We start from the raw sequence: 16,701 nt of genomic DNA, 5'->3' as shown, positions 1-16,701 counted from the left end.
GGACCGAGCGGGACGACCCGTGCTGACTCCCTCCCCCGCGGCCCGGGGGCTGATGGAGGCCCTCAGCGGCATGAAGTGGCCCTCCATCGACGAGGACAGACTCCGTACGGTCGCCGACGACTACGACGGTCTCGCCGCCGTCTTCGACCAGATCGACAAGGCCCTGGTCGACATCGGCCAGGCGGTGGCCGGCTCGTTCGCCGGGGAGTCCGCCGAGGCGTTCGTCGCTCTGGCCGACGTACTGGCGGGCGGGGACGACTCCTTCCTCGGAGCCGCCGCCAAACAGGCGCAGAACATGGCGGACGTCGCTCGCAGCTCCGCCAACCAGGCCGAGTACTACAAGTGGATGATCCTGGCCCAGGTCATCGAACTCCTCGCGGAGATGCTGTTCGAGGCGGCGGTCTGGTGGGTGCCGGGGCTGGGGCAGGCCGTCGCCGCCGAGGTCGCCTTCCGCACCGCGACCCTGCGGGTGCTGCTGCCGTTGCTGATGAAGCGGCTGCTCATCGCCATCGCCACGCACGTGGCCATCTCCACCGGCATGGCCTTCGCGATGGACCGGATCATCCAGCTCGTCCAGATCAAGCAGAACCACCGCGAGAAGTTCGACGACAAACTCCTCCTCGACTCACTGAAGTTCGCCGCGATCCAGGGCCTGATCACCGGGCCGGTGAGCCTGCTCGGCGCGGGCCTCGGCAAGTACCTCGGCAACCGGTTCGGCACCGGGTTCGACCGGATGCTCCGGGACGACCTGGGCAAAGTGTTCGAGAAGGGCGCCCGCGCGGGTGACGGACCCGGCGCCCGCAGCCTCGGCCGCTCCTACGCCGACCTGCTCTCCTCCGCCGACAACCAGTTGCAGAAGGGGTTCGGTAAGGAGTTCAAGAACTTCGAGAAGAACTTCATCGCCAAGGGCGGCGAGCTGTTCGAGCGGCACGGGTTCGCCGGTCTGAAGGGCCCGGCCGCCCGCGAGGTGGGCGAGGATCTCACCCGGACCGTGGTCCGCCACTGGGGCGGGGCCGCCGGGACCGGCTCGGTCCGCGGGCTCGCCGAACGGCTGGAGACCGTACTGAAGAACACGGTCTCCGACGACGTGGCCAGAACCCTGGCGCGCGACATGTCCGCCGCACTGGGGAAGGCCGGTCACACCGGTAACCTCCGCTTCAAACTGACCATGTACGGCACGGACATGGTGATGCAGGGCGTCGGCCAGAACCTGGCCGAGGGCGTCTACAACCAGATGCACGGCTACGGCTTCTCCACCTCCTGGGAGACGTTCCTCTCCGGCTTCCTCACCACGGGCATCAGTCACCTGGGACGCGAGATGGTCGTGCACCCGCTGGCCGCCGCCGTCGGGCCGCACATCAACATCGAGCCGCTGAAGGCGTTGGTGGGGAAGTTGAACCCCGGCGGCTGGTCGTCGGCCGCCGGCCCGTCGGCCCTCAACGTCGGCGACGCCGGCCTCCTGGGCGGGCCCGCGGGCGACCGGGCGGCCACCACGCCGACCGGTACGTCGACCGGCACATCGGCCGGTGACGGGACGTCGACCGGTGACGGGACGCCGGTACCGACCCGCTCCACGGACGACCGGACCCTGGACGACCGGACGTTGGACGACCGGTCGAGCGAGGGCGACGGCGACGACACCGACTCCGTGCCGGACAATTCCGTACCGGACAATTCCGTACCGAACCAATCCGTACTGGACCAGCTCGACGTCGGAGAGATCGACGGCAGCGACTTCGACGTCTACTGGGCCGGCGCGGACGGGGGCGACGACGGACCTGTCCTCGCCCCGCCGCCGGTCGTCACCGCACCGCCGCCCTCCTCCTACCACTCCTACCGGCCGAACGCCTCCACTCCCGCCGCCCCCGCCCCGGGCGTCTACTCGGCCAACACGACAGGCCAGACCGGGCAGACCGGGCAGACCCCGCTGCGCCCGCGCGCCCAGACCGACCCGGGGGGCGTGGGGAACGCGGGGGGTGACACCCCGCATTACGCCAACCCGGCCCCGTACGCGACTACGTCGGCGAACCCGTTCATCACCGCGCCGACCTCCGACGGCACCCCCGGCACCCTCGATGCTGGCGAACCCGCGTACACGGAGAGCCACGAACTCACACACCAGGGCACCACCACCGTCGCCGCCGTCACCACCGGTGACCATCCCGCCGATGCGGTCCCCCCGCCCGCCCAACCCCTCGCCACCGAAACCTCGTTCGTCCTCGACGAGAGTGACGGCGAACTCCTCGCGACGCTGTTCGGACCCGCCGAGATGCGGCTGGCTCCCGGGGATGCCGACCGGATCACCACCGGCCTCCTCGACCGGCAGAACGCCCTCTACCGGACCCCGGACCCGGCCGGCGCCCACACCCCGAAGGGCCTCCTCGGCAAGCTGCTCGGCCCGCTGGCCACCACCCCGCGGATCGTGGACGTCCCGGAGCTGCGGCGGGTGCTGTCCACCAACCCGGGGACCCTGCTGGGCGAGGGACGGACCTTCGAGGCTCGGCTGCGGACCGCGAACCCGCTGCTGCGGCTGGTCCGGCGGACCGAGTCCCGCCCCGTCGTCGTCAAGGCCGAACTGCTCGGCGCGGCAGATGGTCAGGCCGGTGACGCGGCCCTGTACAAGACGCAGGTCAACCACCGTTCCGCCCAGCACTTCGGGCAGGGGCAGACCTCGGCCGCCGCCAAGGCCCTGGCGGTCAGCGGCATCGCCGCCGTGCCGCCGGCGCTCGTCACGGCCACGGTCTCCGGGCAGCAGAGCGAGACCCACGCGGTCGACCTGCGCAACACCTACACCCCGAGCAGCGAGTCGCGTGCGGTCGGCGGCACCGACCACCACGTGCGCAGCATCCGGTTCGAGATCTCCGACCACGCACCGGGCTGGAAGGACTCCGCCTGGGACAGGATCCGGGGGAGGGACCCCGTCCGGGCCGTCACCCCGAACGACGGTCACCGGGCCGACATCAGGCTGCCGAAGGGACTGACGGCACCCCGTCCGGGCGACCGGGTACCGACCCTGGAGCGCGGCCAGGTCGTCGGACCGGTGGGCCGGCCGGCCGTCCTCGGCTTCGGCCCCACCGAGAAGATGCGCAGCTGGGCCGTGAAACAGCTGCTCGGCGACTCGCCCGACCCCGGGCAGGCGCGCACGATCAATCAACTCCTCTCCCGCGAGCGCCTGGCCGCGCACGGCCCCGACCTGCTCGCGGGCCGGGTCGGAGAGGACTCCGCCCTCGCGCACACGTCCGCGACCGGCATCAGCCTCGGTCCGGCCGTGCCGGTCGGGCTGCGGGTCAAAGCGCTCTGGTCGGAGACCGAGATCCGGACGGCCGACCAGTACACCTCGCGTGACGAGACGGTCAGCGGGGCCGGTGCCTCCGGCAGCGGCGGCGTACAGGCCGGTTTCCGCGGCCCTCTCGGCGACGCCACCGTCACGGCGGGCGGTGTCCTCACCGTCAGCGGATCACACACCCACCAGGTGCTCGGCGGCGGCTCCGGCCAGCAGACGTCGGGCATCCGGTACCGGGACGTGCCCACCGCGCTGGCCGTGCTCGACGTCGACCTCCCGGTCCGGCTCGCGAGCGGTGACACACAGGTCTTCACCACCTCCATGGTCATCCAGAGCCCGCTGCACGAACTGTGGGCGATGGCGGGCTGGGACGACCGCCAGGGGCTCCGGCGGGGCGACGCGGAGCCGCCCGTCCCGCCCTTCCTCCAGGGGCCGGGCGAACAGAAGCGGCTCTATCTGACCACCGTCCGCTCGATGCGGGTGGATCCCGTGGACCCCACCGCCGCCGCCGCGAATCACCCGGAGTCCACGGACACCCGGGCCCCCGCCGCCACCGACCCCCTCGTGGACCGCACCCTGGCGTGGATCGCCGAGGAGCACACGTCGCTGGTGGTGAGCCGGGAGGACGCGCACCGCTGGAAGGGCGGCATCTGGCGGTCCCTGCTCCGTCCCGCGTACGCGCGCGCCGTCCACAACACGCTCCAGGTGGTCGCCGCGTTCAGCGGCGACCGGACCCGCGCGGCGCTGCACCAGTTCCAGCCGGAGGGCGTGCCGATCCTGCTGCTGGGCACCGGCGCCTGGAGCCGGGACTCGGTCATGGTGACCGTCCGGCCGGAGTTCGACGAGCACGTCTCCTACGTCGGCACCGACCACGGCCTGACCCAGCGGTTCACCCTCGGCGGCGCCGCGCGCGGCGGCTCCGCGCAGACCACCGGCTTCCGGGCCGCGCTGGGTGTCACCGCGCGCGGCGCCGGTGCCCTCGGGAGCCAGACCCTCAGCGCCGACCTGGGGATCACCGGTTCCTACGACACCGCGCGGCGGGACCAGGCGCTCTACACCGCCAACAGCGACACGCTGACGCAGCTGAAGCCGACCGGCTCCCATCTGTACCGGATGACCGGCGAGTTCGTGGTGTCGATGGAACGCAGCCGGCACCCGGGCTTCCTGGTGGAGTGGATACCCGGTCCGGGCGACCGGCACCGCCTCCGGGCCACGACGGGCGAGGACGGCACCCGGCGCATCCCCTTCGACATCGACGTGGCGGTACCCGACCGGGACTTCACCCGGCCCGGCGCCTTCCCGCCGCCCGGCCCCGCGGCCGACCCGGTGGTCCGCGACCTCACCGACGGAGCCGCCGGAACGGACGAAGCCGACGGAACGAATGGAGCCGCCGGAACGGACGGAGCAGCCGGAACGGACGGAGCCGCCGGTCCGCCGCGCGACCAGTTGGCGGGGCTCAGATCGGTACCCCTCCAGGTCTCCACCCACCGCGAACTCATCCGGACCGCCCTGAACCTGGCCGCCGGGCACGCGCACCAGGACTGGCGCTTCACCCTGCCCGCGACCCCGCACTCCTTCCGTATCGAGAAGGCGCTGCGCTCACCGTCCCTGACCGGCCGCCACGCGGACCTCTTCGGCGCGTCGGGCCTGTCCCTGCCCGCCTTCCACGCACCCGGCACGTTCCGCGGCTGGCTGGGCGGGCTCCAGGTGAAGGGCGTCCGGCACAACCTCCGCGCCCTGTCCGGACCCATGGCCGTCGAACCCGAGGTCACGGTCGGCCTCGGGGTCGCGCTGGAGACCACGACCACCTCCTCCTACGGCGTCACCGCCGGCCTCTCCCTCCTCCACCAGGGCACGCGGGACACCTTCACCTCGCTGCTGACGGCCGGCCCGTGGTCGCTCGGATACGGCGGCGGACCCGCCGAGGCCGCCGCCCTCTCCACCGTCCGGGACGTCAACAACGTCTACGACTCGGAACAGTGGGTGCTGGTCGTCGGGGACGTCGACTTCCGCGTCGAGGCGTCCGGCACCGACCGGGGACTCGGCTCGCTCCTCGGCCGCTCCCCCGGCCCGGCGGGCAAGGTGCTCACCGTGCGGGACGGCTACGTCGGCCTCGTACCGGAGCAGGTCGCCCGGGAACTGGGCCTGCTGGGCACGGACGCCCCGGCCCGCCCTGAGGTACCGGCGTCCGTGCTGGCCGCCCTCACCCTGCCGCGCTCCTACCTCGGCGACCCGATCGGGCTGCTGCCCGAGGAGGGGGTCAGGCCCCGGCAGACCGACCTCGACGAACTGGGCGGCCAGCTCGCCCGGCTGTCGGCGCCGGAGTCGCTGAAGGAGACCGTGCTGCGCGCGCTCTCCGAGTCGGTGGGCAAGGCGCACATGCAGGCGGGCGTCCCGGTCGTCACCCAGGGCCGGCGCCCCGCCGTGTCGCTCACCCGCCGCCTCGCCTTCTGGAACACGTACGCGGAGCTGCGCGTCGACTACGTGCCGAGGGACCCGAAGGTGCTGGGCATCGACGCGTTCGGCGAGAGCCGGGTCGGCCACCTGGTGACGTCCGCCCGGACCGCGACGTCCGCACGCGGCGCGGAGCAGCGACTGGCCGCGACCGCGAACGAACGCGGCGGCACCCCCAGCGGCGCGAGCGAGACCGTCAACGACACCCACGGCCGGACGACGGCCACCGGCGTCGCGGCGGGTTCGGTCGTCTCCCACGTCACCGCGCAGGCCACGCCCTTCGCCGGGGTGGAGGCCGGCTGGGACGTCGTGGTCAGCCTCCGGGACAGCACCGGCGGGCACCTGCTCACCGACGGGGACGGCAATCCCGGCCCCGTCGTCCTGGACGGCGGGACCCACCCCGCGCAGGTCCCGCTCGGCTTCCTCGACGCCGTCCCGCGGGGCCCGGAGCTGCCCACCGTCGACACCCGCGTCAAGGAGCACACCCGGCACCCCGGCGGTGCGTCGCCGTTGGACACACTCCGCCGGACCGACTTCCCCCTGGCGGACGCGGTGCGCGACCGGTTCCGGGCCGGCAACGAACTGCACATCGAGCGGATCCACGGCGCGGAGAAGGTGCAGGACCTGCTGCGGACGCTGCTGGACCGGGCGGCGCGCGGGAAGGCCGGCGGCAGCGACCGTACCGACATGGCCGGCGGCAGCGACCGTACCGATGTGGCCGGCGGCACCGGCCGTACTGACGTGGCCGGCGGCACCGGCCGTACCGACGTGGCCGGCGGCAGCGTGCTGACCCGGCCCGGCCGCCAGGCCAACCTGATGATCCGCAACGGGGCCAACGCCGTGGCCCTGGAGGGCGCCCTGGCCGACGGCGCCCTGCTGAGCGACGCGGGCCACCGCATCATCGGTGTCCGGGAGAACGCCGCCTTCGCGCCGCTGGCCGGCGACGTCGTGCTGCACGCCGTGCCCCGGATCGGCGACGCGAAGGTTCTCAGGGTCTCCGGCGGAGTCACCCTGGAGAACGTCACGGGTTCCGGCACGACGGCCTCCGAGTCCTCCGGCACCTCCGTCGGCGTCGGCGGAGCGGTGCAGGCCGCGGGCGGTGTCCCGGAAGGTTTCGCGGCGCTCCAGGCGGCCCGGTCGAACGCCACGGGCACCACCACGGTCACCGCGGAGGCGAACGAGACCCGCACCAACCGCATCCTCGAAGCGGGCCGCACCTACCTGGTGGCCGTACCCACCACGTTCCTCGCCACCGTCCGGGCCGCCCGCCCGCTGACCGAGCGGTTCCTCGGCCCGTCCCGGCAGCATGTCGCCTCCACCGAGGCGGTGGTGCAGATGTGGATACGGGAGGACCTGGCGCGGGAGCTGGGGCTGCTCGACGAGGCACGGCTGCCGGCCGAGACGGTCACCCGGTGGGGCGAGGTCGACGAGGGCCTCAAGGCCCTGAAGGACAACCACCTCGCCTGGCAGAAGGCCCGCCGACGCCTGGACACGGACTCCGCCACGGTCGACGGGCGGCTCGACGAGACCAGGGCGGCGCTTGAGCAGCAGCTGAACGAGACGTCGAACGAGACGTCGAACGGGACGGCGAACGGGACGGCGAACGAGACGTCGAACGAGACGGCGGTGGCGGCTCGCGAGGCCACGGCCGCCCTCGACCGCGACCGGACCGACCTCGACGCCGCCTGGTCCGCCCTGGACCGCCAGAACGCGGATCGGGAGCTGTTCCTGCGCCTGAACGCCTGGGCGGACACGCAGTACGAGCTGATCGACCGGCGGCTGGCGGAACTGGGCGACGACGACACCGCCGCATCCCGGCGGGAGCAGACCCACTGGAGGACCGGCCGCGCCACCATCGAACAGCAGGTGGCCGCCTTGCGGGAGGGAGCCCGGCTCCATGAGGCGGACGCGGCGGCGAACCGGTACACCGCCGCGCGGAACCGTTATGAGACGGCCCGTACGCGGTGGCGGGAGCGGTGGCGGGAGTGGCTGGAGGCCCGGCCGGACGACGATCCGGCGCGGACGGCGGTGAGCGATCACGAGCGGGCCCTGGACGCCTGGCACGACCGACGGACGGACCAGTCCGAACTCACGCGGCTCGGCGGCAAGTTCGGCGAGGCCGCCGTCGAGTACACCCGACTCGTCCAACTGGCCCAGACCGACCCCGGAACCGAAACGGCCCCGGTCCCCACGGGCCACCAGGACCCCGCCCCCGCCCCCGTCGTCGCCCGGTTCGACCCGGCCGTCCGGCACGACCACCCGAGCGGCTCCGACGCCACCCCCGGCTCCGACCCCGGCCCCGCGAACGGCCTCGCGGACGGCTCCGCGGACGGCCCCGGCGCGACACCGGACACCGGCCCCGCATACGAGGTGATCGCCGGCCGGGACGGCGCGGCGGACACCGTCCGCCTGAGCGGCGGCAGCGACCCGCTGCCGCTCACCCCGCCCCGTACCGACCTGGACGGCTTCCTGCACGCGGTCGCCGCCGCCCTGCCGCCCGGCACCCCGCACACCGCGGACACGCTGCACCGGCTGCTCGCCGACGTATACGGCGACGCGGACGTCCTCGGTCTGGTGGAGCAGTACGGACCGGAAGCCGCGGCCGAACTGGCGCGTCTGCTCGCGCGGGGCGACGCGGCGTTCGAGGCGCGGGCCGTCGCCCTCGCGCACGACGCGGACTCCGCGCCGGTCGACGAGCTGACGCGGATCTGGCGGCACGGCACCGACCAGGACCGTACGGACCTGCTCGCCCGGCTCCGCCAAGCGCGCCTCGTCTCCCTGGCCCACCCGGACGACGGGGGAGACTTCACCGACTTCTTCACCCAGGACGAGGCGGCCGGCGCCGGACTGCTCCCGCTGCTGCGGGAGTTCCCGCAGGCGTGGCGGGAATGGGAGGCGCGCGGGGCCGTCCCACCGTCGGCGGGTGCCCGCCCCGGGGAGCGCCGGGCCGCTCTGCCGGCCGTGGTGCGCGCCCGGCTCGCCGCCGCCGAACTCGCCCGTCGCGGCACCACGGGGTCCGCTCCGCAGCCCTCCGGTGTCATGGACACCCACCCCGCGCTGCTCGCCGTGGTCCTCGACCGTCCGGTGACCGTCCTCGCCCACGGCCGCGTGCACACCTTCCGGCCCGACGGCTCGACGGGCGAGTACCTGGCGGGCGACGGCGGACCGCGGCTGCTGCTCGACGCCGACCGTAAGTACCGTGCCGTCCTCGATCCGCCGGCCGCCTTCACCGAGGGACCCGTACAGCCCGCGCCGCCGCCCCTCACCAGCGTCCCGGCGCCCCCGCCCGCCGCCGGCGGTCCGCACGTGAATTCCGTCGCCGATCCGGCCCAGGCGAATCCGGCGGACCAGGAGCCCGGGTCCGGCCCGCCCGTCATAGAGCTGAGCCCGGCCGACCTCGAACAGGTGGCCCAGCACCTCGGCCTCTCCCCCACGGAAGACGGCGAACCGGCCGACCAGCTGGCGCCGTACCGCCACTACCTGAACTCCGTTCTCGGGGACGCCTCCGCCGTCCCGTTCACGCTGCACGTCGAGGGGCCGGCCGACGGTGCCCAGGGCGTTTCCGAGGGCTCCGCGCCACCGCGTGTCGTCCCGCGCCCCCGGACACACGCGGAACTGCTGAACGAGGTCGCCGACCGGGTCCGCCTCGACCTGGCGGGCGAGGGACTGCGCGCCGCCGACCTCGCCCTGGCCCGGTTCGACCTGGTGGACGACGCCGAGGAACTGGGCGTGTGGGAGCTGGGACGCTTCGCCGCGTACCTCAGGAGCCTCCCGGGCGGCATCACCGGCTGGCGGGAGAGCGCGGCGGACGCCCCGGCCCAGGCGCGGCTCTGGTGGGAGAACGCACCCGTCCCGGGCCCCGCGGAGCAGTACCGCGTCGCCGCCCCCTCCCGGACCACGCAGCGCCTGGCCGGCTACGCGGGCCCGATCGGGCAGCGGCGCTACGACGTCGACCGCCGCACCCACCTGGACGGTTCCACCACCACGGAGCTGACGGTCAGGATCTTCCTCATCCCCGAGGCGGGCTCGGAGCACATGGTCGACATGGCGAAGACCCTGGCCGCCGAAGGCGTCGCGCGCTATCTCGGCGACGCGGGACACCGCCTGCCCGACGGCGACCGGCTCTCGGTGCGGGTGGAGTTCACCACGACGGCGGCCGAGGCCCACCACACGATCTGGCTCGCCGAGAGCGAGCGGGCCCACTCCAGTCGCTGGTCCCTGAGCGGCGACTCGTTGGCGGACGCGCAGACGCTGGCCCATGAGATCGGGCATCTCCTCGGCTTCCAGGACCAGTACCGTGAACTGTCGGTGGGCAAGCGCCCCCGGTACCAGGACGTCGGCCTGATGACGGGCACGGTGTTCACCGACGCCGAGGGCTTCAACGCGGGCATGGACTTCGCCGCACCCGAGCCGCGACTGGCGCACAACGCCCGCCTGATGCCGCGCGACCTGCTCCTGCTGCACTCGGACGGGCGCCCCCGCACCGCCGCGACGACCGACGACGTGACCCCGCTGGAGACCCGCCAACACCTGCGCGACCTGCGCGCCCGTGCCGTACCGGTGCGGGACGCACCCCGCCACCCCAACGGCACCTACACGGCCCGCTTCCCGTCCGGGACGACGACGTTCACGATGTTCCCCGACCACTGGACCGTCGAGGAACAGTGGTACGCCGCGCAGCAGGTGTTCCTGGAGGAGCGGCGCCTGGGCCGGATCGACGCCGAGGGCCGGTTCGAGGGTGTGTACCAGGGCGTGCGCGTCCACGGACACGCCACGGCCGACGGCCGGATCACCGACTTCGCCCCGTCCACCCGCCAGGCCGACCTGCTTCCGCCCACCCTGCTCGACCCCGCGCTGGTGCGCCGCCCCGAGGGACCCGACCCGCTGCTGATGCCGGGCGCGCGCGATTTCCTGCTGCACGGTGACGCGTCCGCACGCGTCGGCGGTCACATCAGACACCCCTACAGCAGGAACGTGACGGAGGGCGGACAGCATCCGCAAGGAATCCACCACACCGTCTACGCGCCTCCCACGCCCCTCCAGAGAACCTTCCTGGGCACCCACCTCAACCGTCATCCGCTGGAGTTCTCGGACGTCACCTACCTCGTCCGGCGCCACGACCCGGCCGCCGACGCCGCGGGGGAGCACGTCGTACGTGAGCACTCCGTGGCCCCCGTCGACGCGGTGCCGTTGCCGCTGTCCGACGGCAGGACGGTACGGTCACCGCACACGTTGTTCCCGGACGTCATGCATCCGTACCTGTACGGGGCGGTCCAGTCCGCGCACCGGGAGGCCAGGGCGACGGGTGCGGTCCTGTCGCTGGACGGCCCCGGCACCTATCTGTGGACCGGGAGCGCCCTGGGGATCAGGATGCACGGTCTGGTCGTCGACGGCTCCCACCGGTGGACGAGGCCCTCGTGGCAGCAGACCGGGCACTCCCTCACCGTCGAACTGGACGCGGGGGGCGGCGGGCGCGCCGAGTACACGGTGAGCCGGCACGTCGACCCGGACGGCACGGAGACCTTCACCGTCACCCGGACCTTCGACGTCCCGCCGGACCTGGCGCTGTCCGGCGGCCGCCGGGCGGCCATGCCGTCCATGGAGACGTGGCTCAACTCCTGGCTGGAACAGAACCCGCCCGCACCGCAGCCCGCTCCCGTCTCTGCTTCCGCCCCCGTCTCTCCTTCCGCTCCCGTCTCTGCTTCCGCTCCCGGAGCGGTCCGTGTGCGGTACCGGGTCGGGCTCCGGCCGGCCGAGGGGCTCGCCTTCGGCGCCGCAGGGGAGTGGAGCACCGTCATCGACGCCGGGGGGCTCGGTGCCCTGGCGGTCCACCTGATGCCCTGGTCCTTCGACGCCGACGCCCTGGCGGAAGTCCGGACGCGACTGGACGGTCTGGCGGAGAGCTACCCCGGCCGGGGAGAGGCGGGTGTCCTGCCGGAACAGGGCCACGGCATCCTTGAGGAACCCGGCCTGGCGCAGTTGCTCGCCGGCTTCACCCTCCCGGCGGCGGCCCGGCCCGACGGCTGGAGCGAGGCTCTGGCACGCTCGGCCCATGCGGCGGGAGTACATCCGTCCAGGCTCTCGGAGCTGGCCGCACGGCTCAGCCTGCCGCCCGAGCAGGCGGTCAGCGCACTCACCGCGCTGGCCGGAATGAGGCCCGTCGCCGACGCGCTCGGGGATCTCACCAGGCTGACGAGGCGGCTGGGCGTGAACTCCGATGACCACGACCTGGTGGAGGACACCGCCGGGCTCGTCCAGCGCACCACGGAGCTGAAGGTCCCGGTGGAGCACTGGTGGAGCCTCTCCAATCACCTCCGTCGCAGCGGCAGCAGGATGGCGCAACTTCTCTTTGAGGGCCCGGCCAAGACGGCCGCTCTCCTGGCGGGCTGGTCACCGGGCCCCCTCGACTCCTCCGACCTGCCACCCTCACTGCACGACGCCGCCGGGCTGCTGGGCGTCCACCCCCGCTTCCTCGAAGAGGTCCGCATCCGCTTCGGCGGCGCCGGCGAAGCGGAACCACTGCACACCCTGGTGGGGATGTACCGGGGCCTGGACCTCTGGCAGAAAGGCTCAGCGGCCCAGATCACCGGTCTACTGCCCTTTTCCCACACAGCCACCGCCCTGTTGCACTCCCTGGGCCAACCACCGTCCGCAGCACGGCATTTCATCAACTGGACAAGCGACCGCCGGCTCGTCGGGCTCACCGCGACGCATGTGCCACACCTGGTCCGCAGTTGGCTGCTGGAGCAGGTGACGACCCCGCAGAACGCGGCGGACCCGAACTGGCTCGCGCAACACCTGCTAGGGATGCCGCTGAGCGACGACCAGTCGCTGCGCCTGCTCTCCAGCTACATGCAGCGACCCCGCAGCCAGAACACCCCACAGCCCGGCCTGCGCGAAGTGGTCTCCCAGCGTTACACCGCCCCCCCGCCCCTCGTCAGCAGCATCGTCGGTGGCTCCCTCGTACCGGAGCGCCTGGCCAGAGCCTGGGAGTTGCTCGACCGCATCCATCTCGATCCGGTCCTCGCCGGCACCCGCACCCTGCTCGGTCTCACCGCCCCGGACGCGGAGACCGACCTCGGCGTCACCGCCGCGCAGTTCCTGAGCCGGCTCCGCGACACCGGGTTCACACTGGGCGACCTCAGCCGGCTCGCTCCCACCACCACCTGGGGTGACATCGAACAATTGGCCGACACCGCTGTCGACCTCTACGGAGCCAATGCCGCGGCCGTACCCTCCCGCATCCACGCACTGGCCTGGCTGAGGAACGACGCACAGGTGATGGGCGCCGCCGACCGGCCCTTCGCCCTTCTGGCACGCATGGGAGAGCTGGGAGTGGCCCGACGGGACTGGTGGAGCGTCGTCCGGCACCTGGCCGGGCGGGGCACCTCGATCGGGCACTTCCTCGGCGCCGGGGCCGCGGAGGCGGGCGACCTGATCCGCGACCGCGTGCGAAGGGACGACCTGCCGATGGCACACCGTTCGCTGGCCGAACGACTGCGTGTCGACCCCTTCTATCTCGACCTGGTCCGCGAGCATCTGGGCGCGGGTGATCTGGCGTCCCTGGAGGGGTTCACCGAGCTGGACCCGGCCGTGTGGCAGCGCCCCCTGTCTCCGCGTGCCCTGGCCGACGCCCTGCGCGGCTCCTTCGACGCGGTGAACCTGCTGCGCTCCCTCAACGCGGCCCCGGGAGAGACCGCCGCGTTCTTCGGATGGCTCACCCAGAACAACCTGCGAGTCGACTCCCGAGCGGCAGCCGGCGGCCTGGCCCTGAGGTGGAGTCTGCACCGGTACGGAGTGCTCGGCCAGCAGGCCGCGATCATGGACACGGCCTACCGGTACGGCCTGGACTCCGACGGCATCCTGCACTTCGTCTTCGGCGCCACCGAGACGCACCGCCGCGCACACCCCGGCTCCGCCCCCGACCTTCCGGCCGTGCTGAGGCGCCGGTTCGAGGATCCCGGCGCCGTCGCCCACCTCCTCACCCCGAGCACCAGCACCAGCACCACCGGCACCGGCACCGGCACCGAGACACGCAACGCCGAGCTGCGCCGGATCTGGGAGTTCCACGACCATCTCCGTCTCGCCCCGGGCGACATCCCACCGGGCCTCGGCATCCCCGAGGGCCCGATGACCGACCGGGGCGCCTCGTACGCCCGGGGAGTGGTCGAACGCCTGCGGGATCTCGGATACCGGCCCGGGGACCTCCTCTGGTTCGGGGCCGCGGCTCCCGGCTCCACGATCACCTGGCGGGACCTGGAGGAGTTCGGCTCCTACGCGCTGACCGCCCAGTGGCTGGACAACAGGACCCTGGAGGAGGCCCTGCGGGTGATCCGCGACAGCGGGCCGGACAACGCCCGCGCCCACGTGGTGCGGTGGCGGCAGCTCAGGGCGACCGGTCAGCCCCCGCCGCCGGCCACCGTCGGTGCCGGAGGCGCCGCACCGACCGCCGACACCTTCTACGAGGAACTGTCAGGACGCCTGACTCCTTGACCCTGCCGCTCGCGACAGCCCAACCACCCCACCCCCGAAGCCGAAGAACGGAAGAGAGATGGCGATCCAGGACCCGAACGGCGACACCGGAGCCGACCCGGCGGCACGACGCCGGAGCACGTCGGGCACGGCACCGGGCGACGTCGGCACCACCGGCGGTCCCGGCGCCGTACCGAAGACACCGACGGCCCGGCCCGAGCCCGCTGCCGGGCGGCCGGCGCCGGAAGGCACCGGGAGCAGACCGGCCGGCGGCCTCATCGGCGGCGCCCCCGGTGGCGACTCCGCCCCGGCGACCGGACGCCCGGGAACCTCCCCGACCGCCTCGGACGACGACCGCTTCTCCGCCGGCAGGGCCATAGGGGGAGTGACCCCCGGAGTCGAGATCGAAAGCGGAACACCGACCCCCGGTGCCGGTTCCGAATCTGGTTCCGGTGCCGACGAGCAGGAGGCGGCCGTGGCCGTCGCCGTCGCCGTCGCCCACGCGGAGGAAGCCGCGACCGAGCCCGCCCCCACCGACGGCGCGCCGCCGCCGACTCCGGCCCCCACCGAAGCACCGACGGCCCCCTCCGGCCAGGCGACAGCATCCACCGACACCGACACCGAGTCTCGGACCCTCGGCACCGGCACCGCCGAAGGGCCCGCCGCCACCGCCACCACCGCCCCCTCGCCCCCCGACTCGGCCACTGCCGAGGGCGCGACCGCCGGTGTGCCCGCCACCGCGCGCAGAGGCCGGGCCCGGCGCCTGCGCGGCCTCCTCGCCGTCGGCCACTCCACCGCCTCGGGCCGCGCCCCGGGCGGTCCGGACGGCACCGGTGAGGACGACGACACGGTCGGCCCCGTCCGGGTGTCCCGGCCGATGGCCGCCGCGGCCCTGATGGCCGGCGTCCTGCTGATCGGCTCCCCGTTCGCGATCGCCGCGCTGCTGGACGACGGCGACTCGCCCGTACGCCGTCCCGGTGCCGCCGGGTACGCGGACCGGACGGCCGAGGACGGCGGCTTCGTACCGAGCGCGGCGGCGACCGCGGGCGGCAAATCCGGCCGCCCCGGGGCCGAGGACGGCAAGGACGGCAAGGACGGGTCCGGCGTCACGACCGACTCGAAGGGCGTCGAGGGGGTGGAGGGCATCGACGACACCGAGGACGGCGACGGAGCCACGGGAGGATCCGGACCGGACTCCGGCACCGGACGGGACGGCCGGGCGACGAGCGAGAACGGCTCCGGCTCGGACTCGGACTCGGACTCCGAGTCGGATTCCGGCTCGGAGTCCGGCAGCGGAACCGGAGCCGCCGCCACGGCCACCGCGCGGGCCACCCAGAAGGCCGCCGCCCCCGCCACCTACTCCGCGCTCGGCGGCCCGCACTGTTCGGGTGACGTCACCTACAAGGAGTCCGGGTCGTCCTCGGAACCCGGCGACGGCTGGACCAGCCATCCCGGCGGCTACAGTACCGGCTGCACCGGCGTCTTCCGCTCCCTGCCGATCTCCGGCGACAGCTCCGACGCGGGCAACAGCGCGTACTGGATCTTCCGCACCGGGAAGGTCGTCGAGGGCACCTGCACGGTGAGCGTGCACATCCCCAACGACTCCAAGCGGACCCACGTCGGCGGCACGCCCGCGTACTACACCCTGCACAACGCGACGAACGGCGGCTCCAACCAGCTCGCCCGGTTCACCGTCGACCAGCCGTCCCGCCTGGGCATGTGGGTGGCCGGACCGAGCGTACGGATCACCGACGGACTGCTGACCCTGAAGCTGCACGACCGGGGCAAGGAGGCGACCAGCAACGCCCGGATGGCAGCCGACGCCGCCAAGATCTCCTGCACCGCGAGCTGAGCCGGGGCCACGGCCGGGTTCACCGGTCGGCGGAGTGCGGGCCGCCGGCGGGGATGTCGAGCCCCGGCCGTCGCGGATGAAGGCCGGGGTGTCGGTCATGGCTGGGAGGTTCTGTCAGTACACGTAACGGCAGTGCCTTCCGCGCGCCTGTGAGTCGCGGTTTCCTTGATGGTGACAGCGGATGCGGCCCCGGCCCCGGGTGACCGACAGTGGACAACGCCGCATCTCCGTGTTCGAACCGTCACAACCGGTAAAACAGGTATAATCGTTACAAGGAGTCACCTCATGGCGAAGCAGTCCGCGCCTCAGGAACTGGCCGGCATCGCGCCGAAGCTCGTCGAGATTACCGACGAGGTGCTGTTCCAGGACGTGTGGGAGCGCCCAGGACTCTCCCCGCGGGATCGCAGCCTGGTCACGGTCAGTGTGCTGGCCGCCCTCTACCGCGGTGAGCAGCTGCCGTACCACCTGGGTGTGGCCCTGGACAACGGGCTCACCGTGGAGGAGCTGTCCGAGGCGATCACGCACCTGGCGTTCTACGCCGGATGGCCCAATGCCATGACCGCGATCACCTTGCTGAAGAAGACCGCGGCCGAGCGCTCTGCCTGATCCCGGACACGAGCAGCGAACCGGTCGGCGCGCG

The 16,701-nt window shown here is 73.3% G+C and carries 3 protein-coding genes; all 3 read left to right on the top strand.

What is annotated here, in order from left to right; translation table 11 throughout:
- Positions 1-19: 19 nt before the first annotated feature.
- The 3 genes from UW392_RS17025 to UW392_RS17015 all read left to right on the top strand — a co-directional run bounded on the left by UW392_RS17025 (position 20) and on the right by UW392_RS17015 (position 16,667).
- Positions 20-14,230 carry a hypothetical protein gene (locus tag UW392_RS17025; protein WP_320775862.1) on the top strand — a complete coding sequence of 4,737 codons (14,211 nt, stop codon included), beginning with the start codon at positions 20-22 and terminating at the stop codon, positions 14,228-14,230.
- Positions 14,231-14,288: 58 nt separating this feature from the next.
- The gene (locus UW392_RS17020) at positions 14,289-16,061 is read left to right on the top strand and encodes a hypothetical protein (RefSeq protein ID WP_320775861.1); all 1,773 of its coding nucleotides are present in this window, start codon (positions 14,289-14,291) and stop codon (positions 16,059-16,061) included.
- Positions 16,062-16,346: 285 nt separating this feature from the next.
- Positions 16,347-16,667: a carboxymuconolactone decarboxylase family protein gene (locus UW392_RS17015; RefSeq protein WP_320775860.1), complete on the top strand. Its 321-nt coding sequence runs from the start codon at positions 16,347-16,349 to the stop codon at positions 16,665-16,667.
- Positions 16,668-16,701 lie beyond the last annotated feature (34 nt).

It is taken from the genome of Streptomyces sp. CRN 30, assembly GCF_034105845.1.
This window is presented reverse-complemented; position numbering and strand designations above follow the sequence as displayed.